Source organism: Treponema sp. C6A8, assembly GCF_000619925.1.
Lineage (GTDB): Bacteria > Spirochaetota > Spirochaetia > Treponematales > Treponemataceae > Treponema_D.
Genome location: NZ_JHVB01000002.1, coordinates 18,886 through 41,149 on the forward strand (window position 1 = coordinate 18,886; position 22,264 = coordinate 41,149).

The following is a 22,264-nucleotide window of genomic DNA, read 5'->3' on the forward strand; positions in this document are numbered from 1 at the left end:
TAACGCAAAGGTCGTAAGGGGCACTACAGTTTTTAGCGGGAAGAACCTTTGCTACACTTCTCCCTGACGGTCGAAGTGCTTTAGACGCGGTGCATAGCTGAAAAAACCTTCTCAGCCATTACGTTGATTTCTACGCCCATTTCTTCGGCTTTTTTGGTCAGGTCGGTGCGGAGCTGGTCAACAGCAACATCGGCTTTGGACAAATCTACCATCATCATCATTACAAAGTTTCCGGAAAGGATAGTCTGTGTAATGTCGGCAATATTTACCGAATGCTGTGCCAGGAATTCAGAGACCTTAGCGATAATACCAACTTTATCAGATCCTACTACAGTAATAATTGCGTTCATAATGTGCTTTATCCTCCTAAAAAAAGCCATTAAACAAGTTTGTCAAGGCTTTAAGCGTAGCGTGCCTTGACGAACTTGTATTTGTATATGGCCTAGAAATTATTTCCTAATGTTGCGGCAAGTACAGCCTTAATTGTATGCATGCGGTTTTCAGCTTCATCAAAAACTACAGACTGCTTGCTTTCAAAAACATCATCTGTAACTTCCATAGCTGCAAGCCCGAACTTTTCACCAATTTCCTGCCCGATTTTTGTTTCAAGGTTATGGAAAGAAGGCAAATCATGCATAAAAATTGCCTCAGGTTTTGCAAGCTTCATTACATCAGCATTTACCTGATAAGGCTTAAGGTCTGCAATGCGTTCTGCCCAAACTTCATCAGGCTCACCCATGCTTACCCAGACATCAGTATAAATAATATCAGCATTTTTTGCAGCAGCTTTAACGTCTTCTGTCAAAGTAATTGTTCCGCCGCTTTCCTTCTGCCATACCTTGCACTCTTCAATAAGAGCCGCATTAGGTGCGTATTTTTTAGGGCTGCAGAGCACAAGATTCAAGCCGAGTTTAGAACAAACAATGCTCAAAGAATTTCCTATGTTATAGCGGGCATCACCAAAGTAAACAAGCTTAAGGCCCTTAAGTTTTCCAAGGTGCTCGCGGATTGTAAGCATGTCAGCCAGCATCTGTGTCGGGTGATATTCGTTTGTAAGACCGTTCCAGACAGGAACTTCTGTGTATTTTGCAAGGGCTTCTACCATTTCCTGACCGTAACCGCGGTATTCAATTCCGTCAAACATGCGGCCAAGAACGCGGGCAGTATCAGCAATGCTTTCTTTTTTACCAATCTGACTGCCCTCTGCAAGGTAAGTTGTGCAGATTCCAAGATCATGAGCTGCAACTTCAAAGGCACAACGGGTACGGGTACTTGTCTTTTCAAAAATGAGGGCAATGTTTTTTCCCCGGTGAATATCCACAGGAATTCCAAGCTTTTTCTTTTCTTTAAGACTTGCTGCTAAATCAAGCAGATAAAGAATCTCTTCCGCCGTAAAATCTTTAAGTGTTAAAAAGTCGCGACCTTTCAAATCAATACTCATAACAACCTCGCTAAAAGTGATTGTGAAAGTTTAATTATAGTGCATAACTTAAGTATTATTCAAGAAGTATGTTTTTTTTAGAAAATCATATCAGCTTGATTGCCCCGTTTAACAGTGGCGAAAAATCCAGAAAAGCGATATAATATAAGTAATTATAAAATCCGGGTGGGGAAAATGGATTCTAAAAAAACGACTGCGGCAAAGGCTGCCGCTCCAAAAGCTTCAGTAAAATCTACAGCAGCGGCAAAAACGACTGCCAGCAAGGCAACAGCTGCAAAAAAAGTAAGTGCCGCTAAGGCAAGCACTGTAAAAGCGGCTCCCGCAAAGGCAGCTGCAAAAACAGCAGTTGCAGCGGCTTCAACTGCGCCTGCTGCACCATCAACTGTAAGTGAAACTACCACGGCAAAATCAACTGCAACAAAATCTGTAAGAACTACGGCCGCTAAAACAGTTGCACCAAAAGCTTCAGCTGCCGTTTACGATGAATCTTCCATTCAGCATCTTGAAGGTCTGGAGCACATCCGTCTGCGTCCTGGTATGTATATCGGTTCCCTTGGCGACGGTTCAAATGAAAACGACGGTATTTATATCCTCTTAAAAGAAGGAATTGATAACTCTGTTGATGAATTTTCTCAGGGTTTTGGTAACAGAATCGATGTTGAAATTAAAGACGGCCGCGTAAAAATCCGTGACTATGGACGCGGTATTCCTCTTGGAAAACTTGAAGACTGTGTAAGTAACGTAAACACAGGTGCTAAATACAATAACTCTGTTTTTAAGCAGGCAATCGGTATGAACGGTGTTGGTATTAAGGCTACCAACGCTCTTTCGTCATACTTCCGTGCGGCTTCTGTTCGCGACGGCAAAATGGCTGTGGTTGAGTTTGAAAAAGGAAACAAGCTGAGCGGAAAAACAGGTAACGCAAAGCCTGGCGTTCCAAACGGCACCTACCTTGAATTTGAGCCGGATAAAGAACTTTTTGGAAAATATGCCTTCAACATGGAATATGTTGAAAAACGTCTCTGGAACTATGCCTACCTGAACCCTGGACTTTTGATTAAGTGCAACGGCAAGGAATATGTCAGCCAGAACGGAATTATGGACCTGCTCAATCACGAAATGGGCGGGGCAGACAAGGCTCTTTACAATCTTTTTGACTACAAGGGCGAAAACCTTCAGTTTGTTTTGACACATGGTGCCAGCCTTGATAAATTCATCTATTCATTCGTAAACGGTCAGAGCACAGAAGACGGCGGTACCCATGTTACTGCCTTCCTTGACGGTTTTACAAAGGGAATAAACGAATACTTTAAGAAAGACTATGATATCCGCGATGTAACAAGCGGTTTGTATGTGGCACTTAAAATCGGACTTGATAATCCTATGTTCACAAGCCAGACAAAAAATAAGCTTGGTAACGTAGAAATCCGTGCTCCGATTATTAAGGAAGTTCAGATTGCGGTTGATGACTGGCTCCGCCACAATCCTGATATTGCCGGCCGCATCGAAGAAAAAATCATCAAAAACCAGAAGGCCCGCAACGAAATCAACAGCGTTACAGACAAGCAGATTCGCGAGGCTTCCAAGTCTCTTATGCTTAAGATTCCAAAGCTTAAGGACTGCCGCTACCATCTTCAGGACGGCCCAAAGGGTGCAGAAAGCATGATTTTCATTACCGAGGGTGATTCTGCGACTGGTACAATGACTCACGCCCGCGACGTAACATATCAGGCAATTTTCAGCCTTCGCGGTAAGCCTGCAAATATGTACGGAATGAAGCGTTCTGCAATTTTTGATGTAGAAGAGCTTAAAAACCTGACTTTCAGTCTTGGTATCCAGAAAGATATTGAAGGTCTTCGTTATAATAAAATCATCATCGCAACCGATGCCGATAACGACGGTTACCATATCAGAAACCTTGTAATGACTTATCTTCTTTTATACTTTGAAGAGCTTGTTCTTACAGGGCACGTTTATATTCTTGAAACTCCGCTTTTCCGCGTACGCAACAAGACAAAAACTGTTTACTGCTACAGCGAAGAAAGCCGTGATAAGGAAATCAAAAAGCTTGGCGCCAGCGCTGAAGTAACCCGATTTAAGGGACTTGGAGAAATCAACCCTAGCGAGTTCGGTCAGTTTATCTTCCCTCGCAAAGAAGGCGAAAGTGAAGATAAGGGTATGCACCTGACTCCGGTAACTATCCAGCAGCTTAAAAACGTGCCGGAAGTTCTGAAGTTCTATATGGGTAAGAACACACCAGAGCGCCGCGACTTTATTATTCACAACCTGGCTTCCGAAATTGACGCTTAATGTAACTTGAGCGAAGCGAAAGTTATGCAAAGGTCCGGGAAGTTATGCTATTAAGTTTGTCTTACGACCTTTGCAGAAATCGACGCTTAGAGTGTGAACAGTCGCATCAGAATCTATTTTCTCACTGTTTTCAAATCTGCCAGAGAGTCAAGGATTCTGGCAGTAATTTCAAAGGCCTCTTCATCAAGACTCTCAAAATCATCTTCCATAGTGTGAAGTTTCTGCCAGGAAAGGGGCTTGATAGAAGCTCGTAAGAAGGCATCAATTTCCTGGCCGGGCAGCATTGTAAAGGCTACGGCAGGAATACCGTTCGCAATAAAACCGGCATTATCACTGTAATTGCAGGGAAGCTTCATCCATTTGCCGCCAGCCGCAGTCTTTATCAAACTTTCAGCTCGTTCTTCAAGAGTACAAAAATCCTTTACAAAAGCCCGAGGCGCATTTTTAGGGAGCACAGTTTCTGTCAGAACCGGAACATCACCCCGCCCCATGCAGTCAAAAACAAAAACATCTTCGTTTGTTATTCCAAGACGCTTAAAAAGCTTTGCAAGCCCGAAGGCCCCTTGAGACGCCACTCCTTCAGAACTCAGTTCTTCGCCATCCGTAAATATCATGCGGATATTGTGAGTTCCAGTCCGCACAGAAAGCCTTTCCGCCCAGCGCAAAAATGAATACACAGAAGAAGAATTATCGTTGGCGCCCGGAGTCTGTGGCACGCGGTCATAGTGGGCAATTACTGTTTTGATTTTAAAAAGCGGGTTGTATTGATTTTTTGGGAAGGTAACGTAAAGGTGATTTTTTCCGTCAATGGGAATTATAGGACAATTAAGCCCGATGCCTTCCAGATACTTTTGAATGAACTTTACCCGGTCAGCATCGAGCTCTATAAACTTTTTAAATTCTTCGTCCAAAAACGCCATATTTATTTATCGGCAGAAAGACGAAGAATTCTTCATTTCTAAAAGAGATTAGAATTCATTTCCCGGAAAGCGAGGAATTCCTGCAAAACCTTTTTCAAGGTCAGCATCAGTTGGAATATAATCGCTCATAGTTCCGTCGTTGAAAGCCTTGTAAGCGTACATATCAAAGTAACCGGTACCAGTAAGACCAAAGAGGATTGTCTTTTCTTCGCCTGTTTCCTTACACTTAAGGGCTTCATCAATTGCAACCTTGATTGCGTGGCTTGATTCAGGAGCAGGAAGAATACCTTCTACGCGGGCAAATTCCTGAGCTGCTCTGAAAACTTCTGTCTGCTCAACAGTGCGGGCTTCCATAAGACCGTCATCATAAAGCTGAGAAAGAATAGAACTCATACCGTGGTAACGGAGGCCGCCTGCATGGTTTGGAGAAGGAATAAATTCACTTCCCAGAGTGTACATCTTTGCAAGAGGACAAACATGACCGGTATCACAGAAGTCGTAAACAAACTTACCGCGGGTCAAAGAAGGACAGCTTGCAGGTTCAACAGCAATAAACTGATAGTCAGCCTCACCGCGGAGCTTGCGTCCCATAAATGGAGAAATAAGACCGCCAAGGTTTGAACCGCCGCCTGCACAACCGATAATCATATCAGGCTTAATGCCGTATTTATCCATTGCAGTCATAGTTTCAAGACCGATTACAGTCTGATGAAGCAAAACCTGATTCAAAACGCTTCCTAAAACGTAGCGGTAACCTTCCTGATGAGTTGCAGCTTCAACAGCTTCAGAAATAGCACAGCCCAAACTTCCGCCAGTACCAGGGAATTCAGCAAGAATCTTTCTTCCTACTTCTGTTGTTTCGCTAGGAGATGGAGTAATTTTTGCGCCGTAAGTGCGGATAACTTCGCGGCGGAAAGGCTTCTGCTCGTAAGAAACCTTTACCATATATACCTGGCAGTCCAGTCCAAAGTAAGAACATGCCATAGAAAGTGCAGTTCCCCACTGACCTGCACCAGTTTCAGTTGTAACACCTTTCAAGCCCTGTTTTTTTGCGTAGTAAGCCTGGGCAATTGCAGAGTTCAGTTTGTGGCTTCCGCTTGTGTTATTTCCTTCAAACTTGTAGTAGATTTTTGCCGGAGTTCCAAGCTTCTTTTCCAGACAGTAAGCGCGGACAAGAGGTGCCGGGCGATACATTTTGTAAAACTCGCGGATTTCTTCAGGGATTTCAATATACGCGGTATTATCATCAAGTTCCTGCTTAATAAGTTCATCACAGAATACAGGACGAAGTTCTTCAAAAGTCATTGGCTGGTGTGTACCCGGATTCAAAAGCGGTGCCGGTTTATTTTTCATATCAGCACGAACGTTATACCAGCTGGTCGGAAGTTCGTTTTCTGAAAGATAGATTTTGTAAGGGATTTTTTCGTTACTCATTTTTAACCTCTCGTTCTTATTTATAGAAACATTTTGTACTTATACATAGTAACATACAAAAAGCGATACTGCAAGCAGAAACATAAAAAAGAAGGCCTCAGGTAACACCCAAAGCCTTCTATTTGTTATCTCAATTTGTCAAAGGACTTATGCCTTAACAAATTCCTTCTTTAAAAAGTCCAAATCAAGTTCCGGATAAAGAACATGTGCACCCAAAAGTTTGTTTACACGTGCACGAGCAGCATTTACAGTGTCATCTGAAATCTCGATTTTTCCTTTTGCAGGTTTACCTTCTTTAGTAAGTCCTGGCTTTGTATTTTTAAGAACAAAGTCAATAATGTCGGCAACTTCCTTCATATCAGCTTCATTCATTCCTAACGTTGTAAGACCTGGAGTTCCGATACGGATACCAGATGTCCACCAGGCACCATTCTTGTCGTATGGAAGGGCGTTAGCGTTGGCAGTTACACCGCACTTGAAGAGAGCAGCTTCTGCCTGTTTTCCTGTAAGACCGTAAACAGTTACATCACAGAGCATAAGGTGGTTATCAGTTCCGCCAGTCTGAAGTGGAATATTGTGTGCTTTACAGCCTTCAGCCAAAGCCTGTGCATTCTTTACAACCTGCTGTGCCCATGCCTGATAAGCAGGAGTACGAGCCTCTTTGAATGCGATTGCCTTAGCGGCCATAACGTGTCCGAGAGGTCCACCGAGTACCATAGGACATCCCTTATTTACATAGTCTGCAAATTCTTTCTTACAGAGAATCATAGCACCGCGAGGTCCGCGCAAAGTTTTATGAGTTGTAGTTGTTACTACGTCTGCCCATTTTACAGGATCGTAATCGCCAGTGAAAACTTTTCCGGCAACAAGACCTGCGAAGTGAGCCATATCTACCATGAGAACTGCTCCACACTTGTCTGCAATTTCGCGGAAGCGTTTAAAGTTGATTTTACGCGGGTAAGCAGAGAAACCTGTCAAAAGAATAAGAGGTTTTACTTCCATTGCCTGCTTTTCGATAGCATCGTAGTCCAAAAGACCAGTTTCTTTATCTACTCCGTATGGATGAGATTCAAACATGCGTGCAGAAACGTTCATTTTATAACCGTGAGTAAGGTGACCACCACAAGAGTAGTCCAGGCCCATCAATTTCTGATTTCCGAACTTTTTACGAAGTGCGTCGAACTGTTCGTCTGTAAGGTCGTTCAAAGATTTAACGCCGAGTTCTTCAAGAGTTGGAGTTTCTACTTTTGCAGAAAGGATTGCCCAGTAAGCTACAAGGTTTGTGTCTGCACCAGAGTGAGGCTGAACATAAGCGTAATCAGCACCAAAAAGAGCTTCTGCTTCGCGGGCAGCAGTATTTTCAACAGCGTCAATATTTACACAGCCACCATAGTAACGGTGTTCTGGATAGCCTTCTGCATATTTATCTGTAAGAAGGTTTCCCATAGCAGCCTGAACGTTAAGCGAACAGTAGTTTTCGCTTGCAACAAGCTTCAAGTGGCTTCTCTGATTTTCAATTTCATTTACGATTGAAGCAGCAATATCCGGCCCCACAGCTGCAACCTGCTGAAGATTTGCTACGTAAGCTGTCATTGCGGCATTAGGTTTTCCACCGCAACCTGCAAGGTAATTTTCCAATGGTGTTGGCATATTTACAACTCCTGAGTTTTAATAATATTTAAGTGATTTTAGCGTAATTAAAGATTTTTGGGAAGAGCAAAAAAAAACCGCAGGACTAAGAGCAGCCCTGCGGAAAATTTATTTAGAGGAGAATTTGGATTCTAATTAGATCTTAACGCGGCGTGCGCGAACGTCGAACAATACGGCAGCAATCAAAACAGCACCACGAACGATGTACTGCAAAGAAATACCTACACCCATAAGGTTCATACCGTTTGTCAAAGAAGACATTACCAAAGCACCAATCATTGTTCCTGTAACTTTACCAACACCACCAGATGCTGATGTACCACCAACGTAAGAAGAAGCAATAGCATCCATTTCAAATGCGTTACCAGCTGTTGGTGTAGCTGACTGAAGACGTGCTGCGAACAATACACCAGCAAGACCAGCAAGCATACCCATGTTACAGAATACGAACATCAAAATCTTTTCAACCTTAATACCAGAAAGCTGAGCAGCTTCGCGGTTACCACCTACAGCGTAGATGTGGCGTCCAAGAACTGTGTTGTTTGTAATGAAGTGGTAGATACCAAGTACAACAAGTACGATTACGATTGTCCAAGAAAGTCCATGATACTGAGCCAATTTTGTTGTGAAGAACAAAATCAAAACTGCCATGAAGAACAATTTAGCAATGAACAATGTTTTTGGGCTGTCAGAAAGACCATATTTAGCCTTGTTAGCACGAGCCTTGATTTCTGAACCGATAAGACATCCTACAAGAGCAATACCAAGAATCATTGTAAGGATATGAATATCGTGTTCACCACCGATATCAGGAATAAATCCGTTACCAATAGCGTTGAATGTTTCGTTCTTGATTACAATTGTACCAGTAGAACCAGTAACCAAAAGCAAAGCACCACGGAAGATAAACATACCAGCCAGAGTTACAACGAAAGGTGGAACTTCACATTTTGCAACTAAGAAGCCCTGATAAGCACCAACAAGAATACCGATTAACATTGCACCAAGTACAAGTACTACTACTGGAACACCAGGAGCAACACGCATAATCTGAGCAACAATAGCACCGATGAAACCACAAACATAACCTATAGAAAGGTCAATCTGAAGGTCGATCAAAATCAAAGTCATACCAATAGCCAGAACAGCAACATAACCAGTCTGGTCAAAAAGGTTACTCAGGTTACGAGCATTCATGAAGATACCGCCGGTTGTGGCAGTAAAGAAAAGCATTACAGCAAGCAAAGCGATGAACATAGCATAAGAACGCATGTTACGCTTGATTATAGTTAATGTACCCATTTTATATTTCTCCTATTTTTAGTTTTCAGTAGCGATACGCATGATTTTTTCCTGCGTAGCTTCTGCACCACTCATTTCGCCGGCAATTACACCGCCAGATACAACACAGATGCGGTCACTCATACCAAGAACTTCAGGTAATTCTGAAGAAATCATGATAATAGCCATACCCTGTTCTACCAGCTGGTTCATCAGCGAATAAATTTCATACTTAGCACCAACATCGATACCGCGTGTAGGTTCATCAAGAATAAGAACTTCTGGGCGTGTCATCATCCATTTAGCAAGAGCAACTTTCTGCTGGTTACCACCAGAAAGGTTGTTTACTTTTGTATCAATAGATGGTGTCTTTACACGAAGATCTTTTACATACTGAGAACTTACGACAATTTCCTTGTTCTTATCTACAACGCCGTTTTTAACAAGCTGTCTCAAAGAAGCAATTGTGATGTTCTGCTTTACATCCTGCTGAAGCAAAAGACCATTACCTTTACGGTCTTCAGATACATATCCGATACCGTCAGCAATAGCATCTGCCGGGTGCTTGTAGTTAACTACCTTACCATTGTGATAAGCGGTTCCTTCTACTTTGTATCTGCGAGGGTTACCAAAAAGACTAAGGGCAAATTCTGTACGGCCGCAGCCCATAAGTCCTGCAAGACCAAGAATTTCACCTTTACGAACTGTAAGGTTTACGCCTTTAAGAAGCTGACGAGAAACTGAATAGTCATAAACTTTCCAGTCCTTTACTTCAAGTGCTACATCACCAATATTGATGTGTTCACGTTTTGGATAAATATTGGTAAGTTCACGACCTACCATGTATTTAATAATCTGCTCTTCGTTGATTTCATCTTTTTCAAGCTGTGCAACTGTTTTACCATCGCGCAATACTGTTACACGGTCTGCAATTGCAGTTACTTCCTTAAGTTTATGAGAAATCATAATGCTTGTAACGCCCTGTTTTTTGAGCTCTACAATAAGCTTAAGCAGATTTTCACTGTCATTTTCATTCAAAGAAGATGTAGGTTCATCAAGAATAAGAATACGAACGTTCTTACTCAAAGCTTTTGCAATTTCTACAAGCTGCTGTTTACCTGTACCAAGATCCTTAATCTTTGTACTTGGATCAACATCAAGTCCTACACGTTCAAGCTGTTTTTTAGCCTGAATAATTGTTTCGTTCCAGTTAATAGTACCGTTCTTGTTCCGGATTTCATGTCCAAGATAGATGTTTTCGTAAACAGACAATTCAGGAATTAAAGCCAGTTCCTGATAAATAATTGCAAGGCCTGCTCGTTCACTGTCTTTGATTGTTTTGTACTCTTGAACTGCTCCATCGATGCGGATTTCTCCCTTATAAGTTCCAAAAGGATATACTCCAGAAAGAACCTTCATCAAAGTTGATTTACCAGCACCGTTTTCACCACAGATGAAAAGGATTTCTGATTCTTCAGCTTTAAATGTTACATCATCAAGAGCTTTAACTCCGGGGAATGTTTTTGTGATATGAGCCATTTCAAGTATTGTCTTGCCCATTTTGTTATTACCCCCATTTTATAATTGAAAAAATAAACCGGATTTACCGGCAAAAGTTTATGCGCATTCACGCTGAATTTTTTAATTTTCTTCTTAAATATTATTATTAAATCGTTTTTAATTATATTTTTCAAAAATCGGGCGAAAGCGGACTTCCGCCCGATAATTAATCACTTAAAGTTATTTTACGATATCAACGTTAGACTTTGTGATAACAGTTACATCAGCCTGGATAGCCTTAACCTTTGTCTTACCATTGTCGTAAGAAGCAGAAGTTGCAGGAGCTTTACCGTTGATGAGCTGTGTAGCCAAGTCTACAGCTGCTTTAGCCAATACAGATGTGTTCTTCCATACTGTCATTGTCTGTTTTCCATCGCGGATGTACTGGAGAGAAGCTTTTTCAGCATCCTGTCCTGTGATTACGTATGATTTTACAGCTGGGTCTTTAGCGAATTCGTCAGCGATTGCACGAGCAGTACCATCGTTTGGAGCCAAGATAGATACATCACCCTTGTCAGCAGCCTTAGCAACTGTCAAGTTATCAGCAGCCTTTCTCTTAGCAACATCGAAGTTCCAGTCTGTTGTAACCTGGTTGATTACGTTAGAAAGTTCAGCACGTGTAAGAGTTTTCTTTGAAGAAAGTTTTTCAGCTTCAGAAGAGTTCTTGATTACGAATGTACCGTCAGCGATTTTTGGCTGGAGTACTGACCAAGCACCTTCGAAGAAGATGAAAGCGTTGTTGTCTGATGCAGCACCTGCATAGAGATACAATGGGTTTCCTTTCTTTGATTTGTCTTTGAGGTTGTCGATAAGGAACTGTCCCTGAGCAACACCTACAGAGAAGCTGTCGAATGTTACATAGTAGTCAACAGCAGTTGTATCAGTGATAAGACGGTCATAAGAAATAACCTTTACCTTGTCTTTCTTTGCAGCTTCAGCAGCAGCAGCGGCAGCAGCACCGTCCTGTGGACAAATGATAAGAACTTTGATTCCCTTTGTAAGAAGAGCTTCAACGTTCTGTTTTTCTTTGTTTGAGTCTCCCTGTGAGAACAAAACTTCTACAGAAGCATTGTCTTTAAGAAGGTTTGTGAATGATGTTTCGTCCTGAATCCAGCGTGGTTCATCTTTTGTTGGAAGAACGATACCTACTTCTGTCTTAGCTTTCTTTGCTTTAGCAGCAAAAGCTGAAGAAGAAACTGCAGCGAATGCACATGCAGCAAGTACAACTTTTGTAATTTTTTTCATAAAAAACTCCTTTCCGCCTCCTAAGCGGTGTTCTTTTTTTATAGAAACATTTTGTTTCTTATTACGTTCAGTATATAAGATTGCATCAGAAAAAATTCATCGACTTTCTAGACAATATTAGTTTCTTACGCATTTTTTTTGTTTTTCATCATAAATATTTTGTCCAAATTCTAGAATTTATTGTTGTGCAAAATTTTTATGTGCTAATTTGTGCTATACTCCTTTTTATGATTGAACTTAACCTTGCAACTAAAAAAATTACGACAGACCTTCCCGCCTTTGTGATGGGAATTGTAAACGCTACTCCCGACTCATTTTTCAGCGGAAGCCGCGGTGGAATTGAAAGAGCCCTTCAGCTTATTGAAGAAGGCGCAGATCTCCTTGATCTTGGCGCAGAATCAACCCGCCCAGGAAGCGAATATGTAAGCGAAGAAGAAGAAATCCGCCGTCTTATTCCCCTCATCAAGGAAATCAGAAAAAACAGCGACATTCCCCTTTCCATAGATACAAGAAAAGCAGCCGTTTTTAAGGCAGCCGTAGAAGCCGGAGCCGATATTTTAAACGACATCAGCGCTTTGGAAGATGCCCCGGAACTTGCAGACTTCTGTGCAAAAAAAGGTCTGCCGGTAATCCTCATGCACAAACGCGGAAATCCTGGAACCATGCAGAAAAACACAGCCTACACAGACTGTTTTAGCGAAGTAAACGACTACCTGATTGAACGCGCAGCCTTTGCAGAAAAAAGCGGAATTGCAGCCGAAAAAATCATTCTTGACCCTGGAATCGGATTTGGAAAAAATACCCGCGACAATTTCCAGCTTATTCGCCGCTGCGGTGAACTTGCAGGCGGTAAATATAATGTGCTTATGGCCCTTTCCAGAAAAACCTGTATTGGTGAAGCGACCGGCCGGGCTGTTGAAGACCGCCTTTACGGAACTCTTGCCGCAGACCTGGTTGCCGTGCAGAAAGGAGCCTTTATGGTTCGCGTTCATGACGTAAAGGAAACTGTAGATACCCTCAAGGTTTTAAAAGCCTGCAATAATATAGAATAAAATGACAAAAATCGAACTCAGAAAGCAGATAAAAACTCTTCTCCCGGTCACGGAAATCAGAAAATCAGAAAGCAAAAGGATTTGTAATGCAATAATCCAGAGCAACGAATACCAGACAGCCCCTCTGATTCTCTTGTACATGGCCATGGATGATGAAGTTGATTTGAAGCTTCTGAACGATGACGCCCTAAATCGCAAAAAGCTTGTCGGCTTGCCTCGAATAATTCCCCAGAGCGGTCTTATGGACTTTTACTACGCAACAGCCCAAACACAATTGAAGGCGGAAGCCAGTTACGGAATAAAAGAGCCGGAGGCACTAGCTGAAAATCTGATTAATCCGGAAAATCTTCCTGACGGCACATTAATCATCGTGCCGGGACGGGCCTTCACAAAGGATGGCAGCCGTCTTGGCCGGGGAAAGGGCTTTTACGACCGCTGGCTTTCAAAAATCCCTTCGGACAAAAAAAATCGTGTTCATCTTTTTGGAGTATGCTTTCCGCAGCAGATTGTAGAAAGCATTCCTTGCGATGAACACGACTTTTTAATGAACAAAGTTGTGTATTAATCTTGTAATTTAGATTGATAAAAAAATGGCGCGAGGGAACAGAGTGCGGGGCAAAAACACTCTGATTGCTGTGACCGCGAGAGCGGTCAAGTTTATAGTTACTTTGCAGCAATCAGCGTGTAGCGCGATATCGCGCGGTTTTGCCCCGTACTCTGTGACCGGAAGCCATTTTTTTTAAACAATACCCTATTTTACAAGAATAAATTCAACACGGCGGTTCTTCCAGTTGTTGTCCTTATCTTTTGGATTAACAACAGGCTTTGTACCACCCATACCTTCAGTTGAAATATTAGCGCCGCTTACACCCTTCTTCATCAGGTATGCGCGGATTGCATCTGCACGTTCCTTAGAAAGTGGCTGAGAAGCACGTCCCCACTGGTTCATATTGTCTACAGTCTCTTCTTCAGGATTATCAGTTACCTTGTTAGCGTGACCAACCACAGTAACCTTGTAATCCTTGAACTTCTTAAGGATTTCTGCGATACGGTTCAAAATCTTAATGTTGTTGTCTACCTTATCCTTTGCAAGCTTAGCATTTGCAGCCTGGAAGTTTGCAGCGTCGCTTTCAAAGATAATAGAAGGAACTGCCATCTTAAGAACGTTACCGTCGCGGATAACAAGAACATCTACAGAAATCTGACCAGTAACAGTATTTGTCATACCAAGGTTATCAGTTACTGTAAATTCATAAGGATAATCCATAGCTGACTGAACGCGTTCTGCACGTCCCTTAGAATCTTTCTGAACATTACTCAAACCGTCCCAGATAAGGCGTTCTGTAATTGAGTTTTTACCGTTCTGAACCCAGAAGTCCTTGCCTTTTGGATCTTTAATTGTAAAGTTCCAGTTCTTAACCTGAGCCTTTGTTGCGCAAGAAAGCTTGATGAACAAATCATCGTCTGTACCGTCGTTATCAGGGCTGAAGTATTCAGGAGCTGTCTGAACCTTAAGCTGTGGAGCTGTTGCAGTACATACAAATGGAGAAGAAACTGCGCTTACGACATTACCCTTCTCGTATTCAATATCAAGAGTTCCAGTAAAGGTTCCTTCGCAGGCATTTCCGTCTACTCCGGCGCCATTCCAGTTGATTACAGCAGGAACGTTTGCGCTGTCTTTTTCTGTAAGTGCAAATACGCTAGAGCCGTCCTCTTTTCTTACATTGAATACCCAGCTCTTAATTCCGTCTGGAACAGAAAGTGTAATTTCAAACTTCTGAGTATCGAACTTAGAGTCTCCGTTTGGAGAGATTCCTTCAAGGTCAGCAGTCAGGTAAGCCTTTGTTTCGCGGCTATCCAGTGTGAGTGAAGGAAGAACTGATTTGAATGAGTTTCCAGCCTCATCAGTTGAAGTAAATTCAATAGAATAAACTCCGTCTGCAGCTACGTTTCCGCTTTCGTCAGTTCCGTCCCATGTAAGGGCAGAAGATGAACCGCTCCAGGTGTACTTCTTAACAAGCTGATTTTTTGAATCAAGAACATTTGCTGTCCAGAGTTTTTCTGAAGAGCAGTTTGTGATTGTTACAGGCATCTTGTCTTTCTTGCTGTCTCCGTCTGGAGAGAAGAACTTGTATGGAGTTGAAGCTGTAAGACTTGGAGCTACTGTATCAATTACAAAAATCTGAGTAGAAGCAGCTGCCTGAGAACCGTTTGTAGCTTCAAGGCTGAGCTGAGCAGAATAATTTCCGTCTGCACAGAGAGTCTTGTCATCAGCTTTTCCGTCCCATGTAAAGCTTGCAGGAAGAGAGTTTTCTCCGCTTGTCTTGTAAACAGCCTTTCCAGAAGAATCTTTTACAGTGAATGTGTATGATTTAACTTCTTTTGTCTGTGTAAGAGGAGTAAAGCTGATTGTCTTTTTAGGGCTGTTTCCATCCGGTTTTGGAGAGAAAGCTGAATCACTCATAGCAAGAAGAAGCTGAGCTTCAGTTGTATCAAATGTTACAGTTCCGGCTGTCTGTCCGCCTCCTGCGTTTCCTGCAAGGTCTACTGCAGAAATTACCATCTGATATTTACCCTTTTCACTGATCTGGCCTTTGTCGTTTACACCGTTCCATGTAACTGAATCAGGTGGGAATGCGCCAAAGTCGTAAGTACGTACAACTTCATTTGTTTCAACATTCTTGATTTCTGCCTTCCAGTTCTGAACTGGTGCTCCGGCAGAAGGAACAGTTGTAATAGTAAATTTAACAGAATCTTTTGAGCCGGCACCGAAGGTTGTTTCAGAAGCCTTGATGCTTGCTACAGGTTTTTCTGTATCAAGAACTACATAAGGAGAATAGATAGTTGTAGGAACATATCCGTTCAAATATTTTGCAGTAATGCTTGCGCGGTATTCGCCGTCCTTGAGTTTTGTTTTTCCGTCTGTGCCGTCAAAAGTAATTTCAGAAGGAGGAACTGCGCCAGTATTAGACTGATTGTAAACACGAACTGCCTTTCCGTTTCTGTCTTCAATTGTTAAAGCCCATTCAACAAGCTTGTTGCCAGATTTTTCTTCTGGAACAGGAATTGTGATATTGAACTTAACATCTTTATAAAGGCTTTCTGTTTCTGGAGAGAAGTAGCGTGAAGAAGCAAGGTAGATGTTTGTAGCAGGCTTTTCTGCAGAGTAGATGATATTTGAAATACCAGTTTTTGCAGCCTTGTTTCCTGCGCGGTCAGTTGCTGTGATGTCGTAAGAATAAACACCATCAGGAAGCTGAGCATCAAGATCATCTGTACCCTTCCAGCTGAATTCCAGAGGTTCAGATTTTTTCCATGTGTAAGTGCGGACTGTTTTTCCGTCTGCGCTGGCAAAAGTACCAACCCAAAGGTCTTCTTTTGAACCGCTCTGGCGAACTTTGAATGCAGCTTTTGCGCCTTCACCAAAGATTTTGTCACCAGGCTGAGCAATTTCAACCTCAGGAGGAACTGTATCAATTACTACCTTGAATTCTTTTGTCTGGCCTTTATTGCCGTTATCATCAATTGCAGTAATATAATAGAAGTAAGTTCCATCTGGAGCCAGTTCACCATTATCCATTGTTCCGTTCCATGTGATAGAAGACGGAATTTCAACTCCGTGTTTTGGAGTAATAAGCTGCTTGAAGAAAGTCTTAATTCCAAGTTTTTCTGGAAGCGATACTTTGTTTTCAATTGTGCGGACTACATTCTTGTTTGAGTCCATGATTACAAGACTCCAGCCCTGTACATAACGTTTGTCAGAAATGCGGAGTGGAATCTCAAGAGTATCCTGTACACCGTCGTTGTTTGGTGAAATATAGCGTGTTTTTGCAAACGCGCAGACAGGAATCATCAATGCTAATAATGCGATTTTTACTGATTTCATTTTTGCCATATTTCTACTCCTCATCATCGTCTTCTTCGTCATCTGGCCAAACTTTGATTACAGGAGGTGTTTTATCCTTCATACCAAGGTTCACGTCTAAGTTTGCAGTTACTGCATGAACTGAAGCATCAAGATTTTTATAAGCGGCAGATGCAATCATTTCACTTTCGCTCCAGCCGTTTCTTTCAAGATACTGATTGTTCTTTACGTTGAAGTTGAACTTAAAGAAAGCGCCGATACCTGCAGAGAAGCCTTTGTTGTGGGCTTCTGCCATTTCATAGCAGTTAACAGAAAGAGGAACTGTGAAATAAAGCATTTCCTTTACAGCGAATTTTGGAGTAAAGTCTACAATCAGGTTCTGGAAAGATGGAGCTGACAAATCAAGTGCTGAAGAGATTTCGATTGTATCGTTTTTATAGAAAACAGCATTTACTCCTGCTTTAAGAGTTGCAAGAGAAGGCCAGTTTGTTGCACTTTCTGACCATTTTGCGCCAGGAACATCATTTTTATAATATTTTCCAAGGTTCAAAATTGAAGCGCCTACGCTGAAATCAGGCATAAAGCCAAGTTTTCCAAAGTCATAGACAAAACCAAGACCTGCGCCAACTGCCCAGTCTGCGCCAGCACCCCAGGCAAAACCTAAGTCAGCATTTGCGCCGACAGAAAGTTTTGGAGTAATTTCCTTAGAAAGGCCAGCCTTCATATTCCAGGAATTTTTCAACCAAGGCTGTGAAACAAAGTTTGTAAGGCCTGAAAAATTGAACATCTTGAAAGGAATAAGGATTCCTGCCTGAATGGCGTTACCGTAATCATCACTTGGATCATAAGTAACAAGGGCAGTATAACCCAGATTCAGGGAAACTCGCTGAGCCTGAGCTGTAAGAGCCGGATTCAAAACAATTGAATCAGGAGCGCAGCCTAAAGAGCCAACGCCTGCAACTGAATTCATTCCGGTAAGATTTCTAGTGCTGGAAAGATTCCAGAGATTTTCTGAAAGTTCCGGCGGATTGTAAGCACTTGCACTTGATAAAATCAGGGCAAATGCAGCAATTGCAATACCAATTTTCTTCATCATTTTTCTCCCAATTTTTGATAAATATTTGTTCTAAATTATACAGCAATAAGATTTATATTTCCACTAACCAAAATTATAACAAAAGACATAACTGACAGGTAACAAAATACTTAACTTGAAATTACAGTTTTTTTATCCTATTATTATATATTATGAGTGCAGCACCAAAAAACACAAAACCTGCAAGTTCAGGCGGATTCCTTTCAAATCTTTTCGCTTCTCTTTTTAAATCATCAAATCCGGATGCAGATAAAAAACGCAGATTAAAGAATATTGCCAAGGCATTTACAAAATCAAAATTCCACGTTTTTTATAAGCCTAATACTCAGGAAATTCTTCCACCATTTCCAAAAATGCTTTTTGATTTTTATAAGGCAACATCGCAGGCTCAGGTTTACTTCAGAAACATTCCAAATCCTAACCAGCATAAACAGCGCCTTATTACATATTCCCTTTCAGAAAATCAGGCAGAACTTCTGGAACACTTTGACGAAAACAAAATCATGGAAATGTCAAAGCAGATTCCAATCAACAAAATCAAAACTCAGATTGACCATGATTTGCAAACCTTTAAGGCTGAATTCGAAGGTGAGCGCGCTAATAAAATAGAAAATCTTTACAAGGCTTTCTGCCTTTTCCAGGATTTCTGTACTTACGACTACTACGTTTTGCTCCGCAAATTCAATTCAGGAATCAGAGAGTTCAGTTTTGACAGCACACCGACTTTTGACAAAATTAACGGCGATTATATCACTGATGACCTTAAGGATTTTATTGCAGTAGCCTTCCCTATTACTGATGATACAGTTGTCTGGTCAGATTTGTTCGAATTCTTCCAGAAAACTACAGGAAAGGAACTCTGTTCTCAGAATAACTGGAAAAAGATTATTGCAAGAATCCGTTCAATTCAGGCAACAAGAACTTTTGACATGATGATTCAGATGATTTCTCAGGATCCGTCTTACGCTTCTGAATACAATATGAACATCGAATCGCTTCTTGACCCTTATGTAGAAACTTTAACAAACGATACATGGAATCTTTTGAATAAAATCAGCGAGCACCAGAAGGAATCTAAGGCAAATGATATCTGTCTTCAGATTTTTGGAACTGCTTCGCCTCAGTCTCTGGCTCATTACGTTCCGTCTTTTAATGAAGGAATGCTTAAAAAGAACCTGGATCAGATTATTTATGCAGAACCTTTGAATTACCTAAAGGCCTTCCTTGTTGAATACCTTAAAAAAGATATCCGCGAATTCTATGATGTTGTAGTTATTCGCGGTCAGTGGGATTCTTCTATCTCGGCTCCTATGTCAAATGCTTATCAGGAACTTCTTGCTGTTTCTGACCAGATTACAGCTTTTGACGAAAGTTTTGCTGAAGAAGGTCCTATGGGCATGAAGATTAAGACACTTCTTCCTAAAACAGGACACGATAACAGCGCCATCAGCATCATTAACCGCGTAATTTCTGACGCAAATGATGCAGCTAAGGGCTTTATCATTACTTCTACTCAGAACTTCGTAACAATCGGTAAGACAATTAAGCAGCTGATTGAAGACTATTCTCTTTCTAAGCCGGTTTTGGTTCAGAACTGGAAGGAACTTGAAAAATACATCGAACAGCCGATGAAGGACTTCAGCGTAGGCATTTACAAGAAGATTTACCTTTTTGTTCAGCTTATGCAGCAGTATTTGACTCAGAGTGAGTAAACAGCCACAGATGAAATGCAGATAGACACAGGTAATTTAGAGCCCTATTGGTGTAATACTGAATCTACAAGGGCTTTGAATTCAGTGTTGTATTCGGCGGCGCTATAATCCAGGTTTTCTGCAATCTGGAAAACGCCGTCGTTTTCATAAATTACGTGGTCGCGGTCGGCAACTTCTTCCAGAGATTCTATATCATCTTTTTTAGCAAAACCTGTCATGGCAAAGTAAGGCTTTCCTTCGGCAGGAGGCACTTCTTCTGTAAGATCTGCAATATCTTCTAAAAGTTCTTCAGCACCAGCTAAAATGCCTTCGTTTTCTAAATCTTCATCTTCTCTATACATATCTGAAAGTTTGTGTACCTTAAAATTAACAACATTTGAGGGATGCCTTTTTGTAAAGGTATCGTACTCATTTCCAAGCGCAATTTCTTCTGCAAACAGATTCGTTACGCTGGCAAATCTGTCTGATCTGATAAAGGCATCCTTATCTTCAAGATATTCATCCCTGCCCGGGAGAATATTATCAACGGAATAGAAAGTAAGTCTTTCGTCTTCGTAAGGAATGTCTTTTTCAGCGATAAACTCATCGTATTCTGGAAGCTCTTCGATTTCTACCTCGTCATCAAGGTCGTCGATGTCTTCAGCTTCGTCTAGTTCTGCAACTTCATCGTCAGTGTCGTCTGCATCTTCAAGAGCTTCAACGTCGTCAGCAGCTGCTTCAGTTACCTCTTCAACTTCATCAAGCTCTTCTACTTCATCGAGTTCAGCGACGTCTTCCAGGTCTTCAACAGGCTCTGATTCTTCCTGCTCCTGAACTTCATCAAGTTCAGAAATCTCTTCATCCGCTTCGTCTAAGTCAGCAGGCTCTTCGGCATCTTCAAGGTCACTGACTTCATCAAGTTCGTCTACTTCATCGACATCTTCTACTTCGTCAATGTTCTCGACCTCATCAACTTCAGCTACATCTTCCAAGGCCTCTAGGTCATCGACATCCTCAAGGTCGTCAACCTCTTCAAGGTCGTCCACTTCGCTTACATCCTCGACTGCCTCTACCTCGTCAAGCTCACTTACCTCTTCGACTTCTTCTACATCTTCCAGTCCATCAACTTCATCAAGGTCCTGAACTTCGTCAACTTCCTCTACTTCTTCGATGTCTTCAACTTCGTCTATCTCGTCAATTTCTTCAATGTCTTCTACATCATCAGACTCTGGCTGAACCTTAGCCGGCCCAGCAGCAACAGAAGCTTTCTGAGGAGGAACAGAACTTCTCACTTCTGCCAGCTTTGAACCTAAAACCTCTTCAATCACGTTCCTGATTTCAGAAAGATTAACTTCTTCACGCTGAACCACAGTCTGAACAGCATGCGCATTTTCCTGCTTTTCAAAGACTTCGATTATATCATTCCAGGCCTTTTCCAGAAGCTGGTCAATTTCCTTTTTATGACGGCGGTTTTTCCTAGATAAGCCTTCAGAAAGATTATCCAGGAAATCAGATTTCCTCAGGCGCAGGGCCTGGGCAACTTTTGACCATTCAATATCCTGCTTGCGTTCCAGATATTCCTGAATAATTCCCGACTGCAGCTGCTTTATCTTCTTTTTCGCAAGAGAGAGCGAATCCTGCCCCAGACTGAAAATCAGATAAAGGATAAGGAAAATCGTAATAAAAACACAAATGTAAATAAGCCAGATTAAATCTTTAGAAAGCTCAAAAGTTGAACTTCGATAGATTCCGCTTATCTTGATGTATTTTGACGCCGTAGCAGAAAGTACAGTCCAGTAATCCCCGTCAGATGATGAAACAATTTTTACAGGCTGCTTCAAAAGCTCTTCAGAAGCTTTTTCGTTTTTCCAGGAATTAAGCACCGAAAGCTTAAAATCTTCCTGAGCATTCAACGGAACGCCTAGTGCAATTCCGCCCGCCAGGGCATCATCATTATAAATAGAAAAACCTTCGCCATAAGAAAAAACATTTTCAGAAACAAAGTTTTCCCTTATATCATAAAGATTAAAATAGAAGAAAATATCTCCGTTTTGAATGTCGCCAAACCAGTAAAAAGGCTGACTGATAATAAGGCGGCTTCGGCGGGAATCAATAAAAACTTTTTGATTACCGTCCGTTTTTATTATAGAAAAGTCCAGTTCACCCAAATCACGCTGAATGTCGGTGTAATTCTTGTAAACCTTGGTAATTCCGTTTTGCTTGAGCAGGTCAGTCTTATCAAAACTGGAATAATGAACGTTTCGCCCGTTTTTATCCACAATTCTGAGGCCTGTAAGCGGAGGAATTTCCTTAAAAAGCTTTTCAAGGACGTTGCGCCGGTCTGTAACAGACTTTTCGGACGGATTTTGCTCTACAAATGACACAACAGAAGGCGTTTTGGCAAATTCATCCGCATTTTTGAGAATATTTGAAATGTACGAATCAAAGCTTTTGGCAACATCATCCAGATGATGAACTTTTTGACTCACCTTAGCCTGAGCGTAAAAACGCGTTTCAAGCTCGGGAAAAAGTTTGAGGTTTGCAGTTATGACAAAACCTGCAAAAAGCAGCATCGAAAGTAATGTGCTGAAAGCAATCTTCTGGCCAGAAGTCATACTATCAGTTTATTATCGGCTGAAATTGAGCAAAAATCCACGTTTAACGCATAAAAACATCTGAGAAATTCATATTTGTTTGGACTTTTAACAATTCTGTTGTA

At 41.6% G+C, this 22,264-nt stretch carries 15 protein-coding genes; 4 read left to right on the plus strand and 11 right to left on the minus strand.

Annotated elements, in window-relative coordinates; all coding sequences use genetic code 11:
* Nucleotides 1-80: 80 nt before the first annotated feature.
* A complete protein-coding gene (locus T530_RS0103880; RefSeq protein WP_027727899.1) occupies nt 81-350 on the minus strand; it encodes an ACT domain-containing protein in 270 nt (89 codons plus the stop codon).
* Between the two features lie 92 nt (nt 351-442).
* Entirely contained in the window at nt 443-1,441 is a 999-nt protein-coding gene (gene argF / locus T530_RS0103885) for an ornithine carbamoyltransferase (RefSeq protein ID WP_197018236.1), read from the minus strand.
* A gap of 174 nt (nt 1,442-1,615) precedes the next feature.
* On the opposite strand from argF, the gene T530_RS0103890 reads away from it, so the two are divergent.
* Nucleotides 1,616-3,751 carry a toprim domain-containing protein gene (locus tag T530_RS0103890; RefSeq protein WP_027727901.1) on the plus strand — a complete coding sequence of 712 codons (2,136 nt, stop codon included), beginning with the start codon at nt 1,616-1,618 and terminating at the stop codon, nt 3,749-3,751.
* 113 nt (nt 3,752-3,864) lie between these two features.
* On the opposite strand, the gene T530_RS0103895 is transcribed toward T530_RS0103890, so the two are convergent.
* The 6 genes from T530_RS0103895 to T530_RS0103920 all read right to left on the minus strand — a co-directional run bounded on the left by T530_RS0103895 (nt 3,865) and on the right by T530_RS0103920 (nt 11,841).
* Nucleotides 3,865-4,671, minus strand: a complete 807-nt coding sequence (locus T530_RS0103895) for a M28 family peptidase (RefSeq protein WP_027727902.1) — start codon at nt 4,669-4,671, stop codon at nt 3,865-3,867.
* A 48-nt stretch (nt 4,672-4,719) separates the two neighbouring features.
* A complete protein-coding gene (locus T530_RS0103900) occupies nt 4,720-6,105 on the minus strand; it encodes a TrpB-like pyridoxal phosphate-dependent enzyme (protein WP_027727903.1) in 1,386 nt (461 codons plus the stop codon).
* A gap of 147 nt (nt 6,106-6,252) precedes the next feature.
* On the minus strand, nt 6,253-7,755 hold the full coding sequence (locus T530_RS0103905; RefSeq protein ID WP_027727904.1) for a glycine hydroxymethyltransferase: 1,503 nt from the start codon (nt 7,753-7,755) through the stop codon (nt 6,253-6,255).
* A gap of 135 nt (nt 7,756-7,890) precedes the next feature.
* On the minus strand, nt 7,891-9,057 hold the full coding sequence (locus T530_RS0103910) for a sugar ABC transporter permease (RefSeq protein ID WP_027727905.1): 1,167 nt from the start codon (nt 9,055-9,057) through the stop codon (nt 7,891-7,893).
* An 18-nt stretch (nt 9,058-9,075) separates the two neighbouring features.
* Nucleotides 9,076-10,596, minus strand: a complete 1,521-nt coding sequence (locus T530_RS0103915; protein ID WP_027727906.1) for a sugar ABC transporter ATP-binding protein — start codon at nt 10,594-10,596, stop codon at nt 9,076-9,078.
* 180 nt (nt 10,597-10,776) lie between these two features.
* Nucleotides 10,777-11,841: a sugar ABC transporter substrate-binding protein gene (locus T530_RS0103920; protein ID WP_009102737.1), complete on the minus strand. Its 1,065-nt coding sequence runs from the start codon at nt 11,839-11,841 to the stop codon at nt 10,777-10,779.
* 227 nt (nt 11,842-12,068) lie between these two features.
* On the opposite strand from T530_RS0103920, the gene folP reads away from it, so the two are divergent.
* Nucleotides 12,069-12,893: a dihydropteroate synthase gene (gene folP, locus T530_RS0103925; RefSeq protein WP_027727907.1), complete on the plus strand. Its 825-nt coding sequence runs from the start codon at nt 12,069-12,071 to the stop codon at nt 12,891-12,893.
* Between the two features lies 1 nt (nt 12,894).
* Entirely contained in the window at nt 12,895-13,458 is a 564-nt protein-coding gene (locus T530_RS0103930; RefSeq protein ID WP_027727908.1) for a 5-formyltetrahydrofolate cyclo-ligase, read from the plus strand.
* 186 nt (nt 13,459-13,644) lie between these two features.
* Here the strand turns inward: T530_RS0103930 and T530_RS0103935 are convergent, their stop codons facing one another.
* Both T530_RS0103935 and T530_RS0103940 read right to left on the minus strand, forming a co-directional pair.
* On the minus strand, nt 13,645-16,788 hold the full coding sequence (locus tag T530_RS0103935) for a FlgD immunoglobulin-like domain containing protein (protein WP_027727909.1): 3,144 nt from the start codon (nt 16,786-16,788) through the stop codon (nt 13,645-13,647).
* A 4-nt stretch (nt 16,789-16,792) separates the two neighbouring features.
* The gene (locus tag T530_RS0103940; protein WP_156011523.1) at nt 16,793-17,854 is read right to left on the minus strand and encodes a hypothetical protein; all 1,062 of its coding nucleotides are present in this window, start codon (nt 17,852-17,854) and stop codon (nt 16,793-16,795) included.
* Between the two features lie 152 nt (nt 17,855-18,006).
* Between T530_RS0103940 and T530_RS0103945 the strand changes: the two genes are divergently transcribed.
* On the plus strand, nt 18,007-19,566 hold the full coding sequence (locus tag T530_RS0103945) for a hypothetical protein (RefSeq protein ID WP_027727911.1): 1,560 nt from the start codon (nt 18,007-18,009) through the stop codon (nt 19,564-19,566).
* A 44-nt stretch (nt 19,567-19,610) separates the two neighbouring features.
* On the opposite strand, the gene T530_RS14635 is transcribed toward T530_RS0103945, so the two are convergent.
* Nucleotides 19,611-22,160, minus strand: a complete 2,550-nt coding sequence (locus tag T530_RS14635; RefSeq protein WP_051537809.1) for a hypothetical protein — start codon at nt 22,158-22,160, stop codon at nt 19,611-19,613.
* Nucleotides 22,161-22,264: the final 104 nt, after the last annotated feature.

What these genes read in the sequence shown, in the direction of transcription:
- folP (WP_027727907.1), top strand. Translation starts at nt 12,069, where the DNA reads ATGATTGAACTTAACCTTGCAACTAAAAAAATTACGACAGACCTTCCC.
- T530_RS0103945 (WP_027727911.1), top strand. Translation starts at nt 18,007, where the DNA reads ATGAGTGCAGCACCAAAAAACACAAAACCTGCAAGTTCAGGCGGATTC.
- T530_RS0103895 (WP_027727902.1), bottom strand. Translation starts at nt 4,671, where the DNA reads ATGGCGTTTTTGGACGAAGAATTTAAAAAGTTTATAGAGCTCGATGCT.
- T530_RS0103940 (WP_156011523.1), bottom strand. Translation starts at nt 17,854, where the DNA reads ATGATGAAGAAAATTGGTATTGCAATTGCTGCATTTGCCCTGATTTTA.
- T530_RS0103930 (WP_027727908.1), top strand. Translation starts at nt 12,895, where the DNA reads ATGACAAAAATCGAACTCAGAAAGCAGATAAAAACTCTTCTCCCGGTC.
- T530_RS0103910 (WP_027727905.1), bottom strand. Translation starts at nt 9,057, where the DNA reads ATGGGTACATTAACTATAATCAAGCGTAACATGCGTTCTTATGCTATG.
- argF (WP_197018236.1), bottom strand. Translation starts at nt 1,441, where the DNA reads ATGAGTATTGATTTGAAAGGTCGCGACTTTTTAACACTTAAAGATTTT.
- T530_RS0103915 (WP_027727906.1), bottom strand. Translation starts at nt 10,596, where the DNA reads ATGGGCAAGACAATACTTGAAATGGCTCATATCACAAAAACATTCCCC.
- T530_RS0103900 (WP_027727903.1), bottom strand. Translation starts at nt 6,105, where the DNA reads ATGAGTAACGAAAAAATCCCTTACAAAATCTATCTTTCAGAAAACGAA.
- T530_RS0103920 (WP_009102737.1), bottom strand. Translation starts at nt 11,841, where the DNA reads ATGAAAAAAATTACAAAAGTTGTACTTGCTGCATGTGCATTCGCTGCA.
- T530_RS14635 (WP_051537809.1), bottom strand. Translation starts at nt 22,160, where the DNA reads ATGACTTCTGGCCAGAAGATTGCTTTCAGCACATTACTTTCGATGCTG.
- T530_RS0103935 (WP_027727909.1), bottom strand. Translation starts at nt 16,788, where the DNA reads ATGGCAAAAATGAAATCAGTAAAAATCGCATTATTAGCATTGATGATT.
- T530_RS0103905 (WP_027727904.1), bottom strand. Translation starts at nt 7,755, where the DNA reads ATGCCAACACCATTGGAAAATTACCTTGCAGGTTGCGGTGGAAAACCT.
- T530_RS0103890 (WP_027727901.1), top strand. Translation starts at nt 1,616, where the DNA reads ATGGATTCTAAAAAAACGACTGCGGCAAAGGCTGCCGCTCCAAAAGCT.
- T530_RS0103880 (WP_027727899.1), bottom strand. Translation starts at nt 350, where the DNA reads ATGAACGCAATTATTACTGTAGTAGGATCTGATAAAGTTGGTATTATC.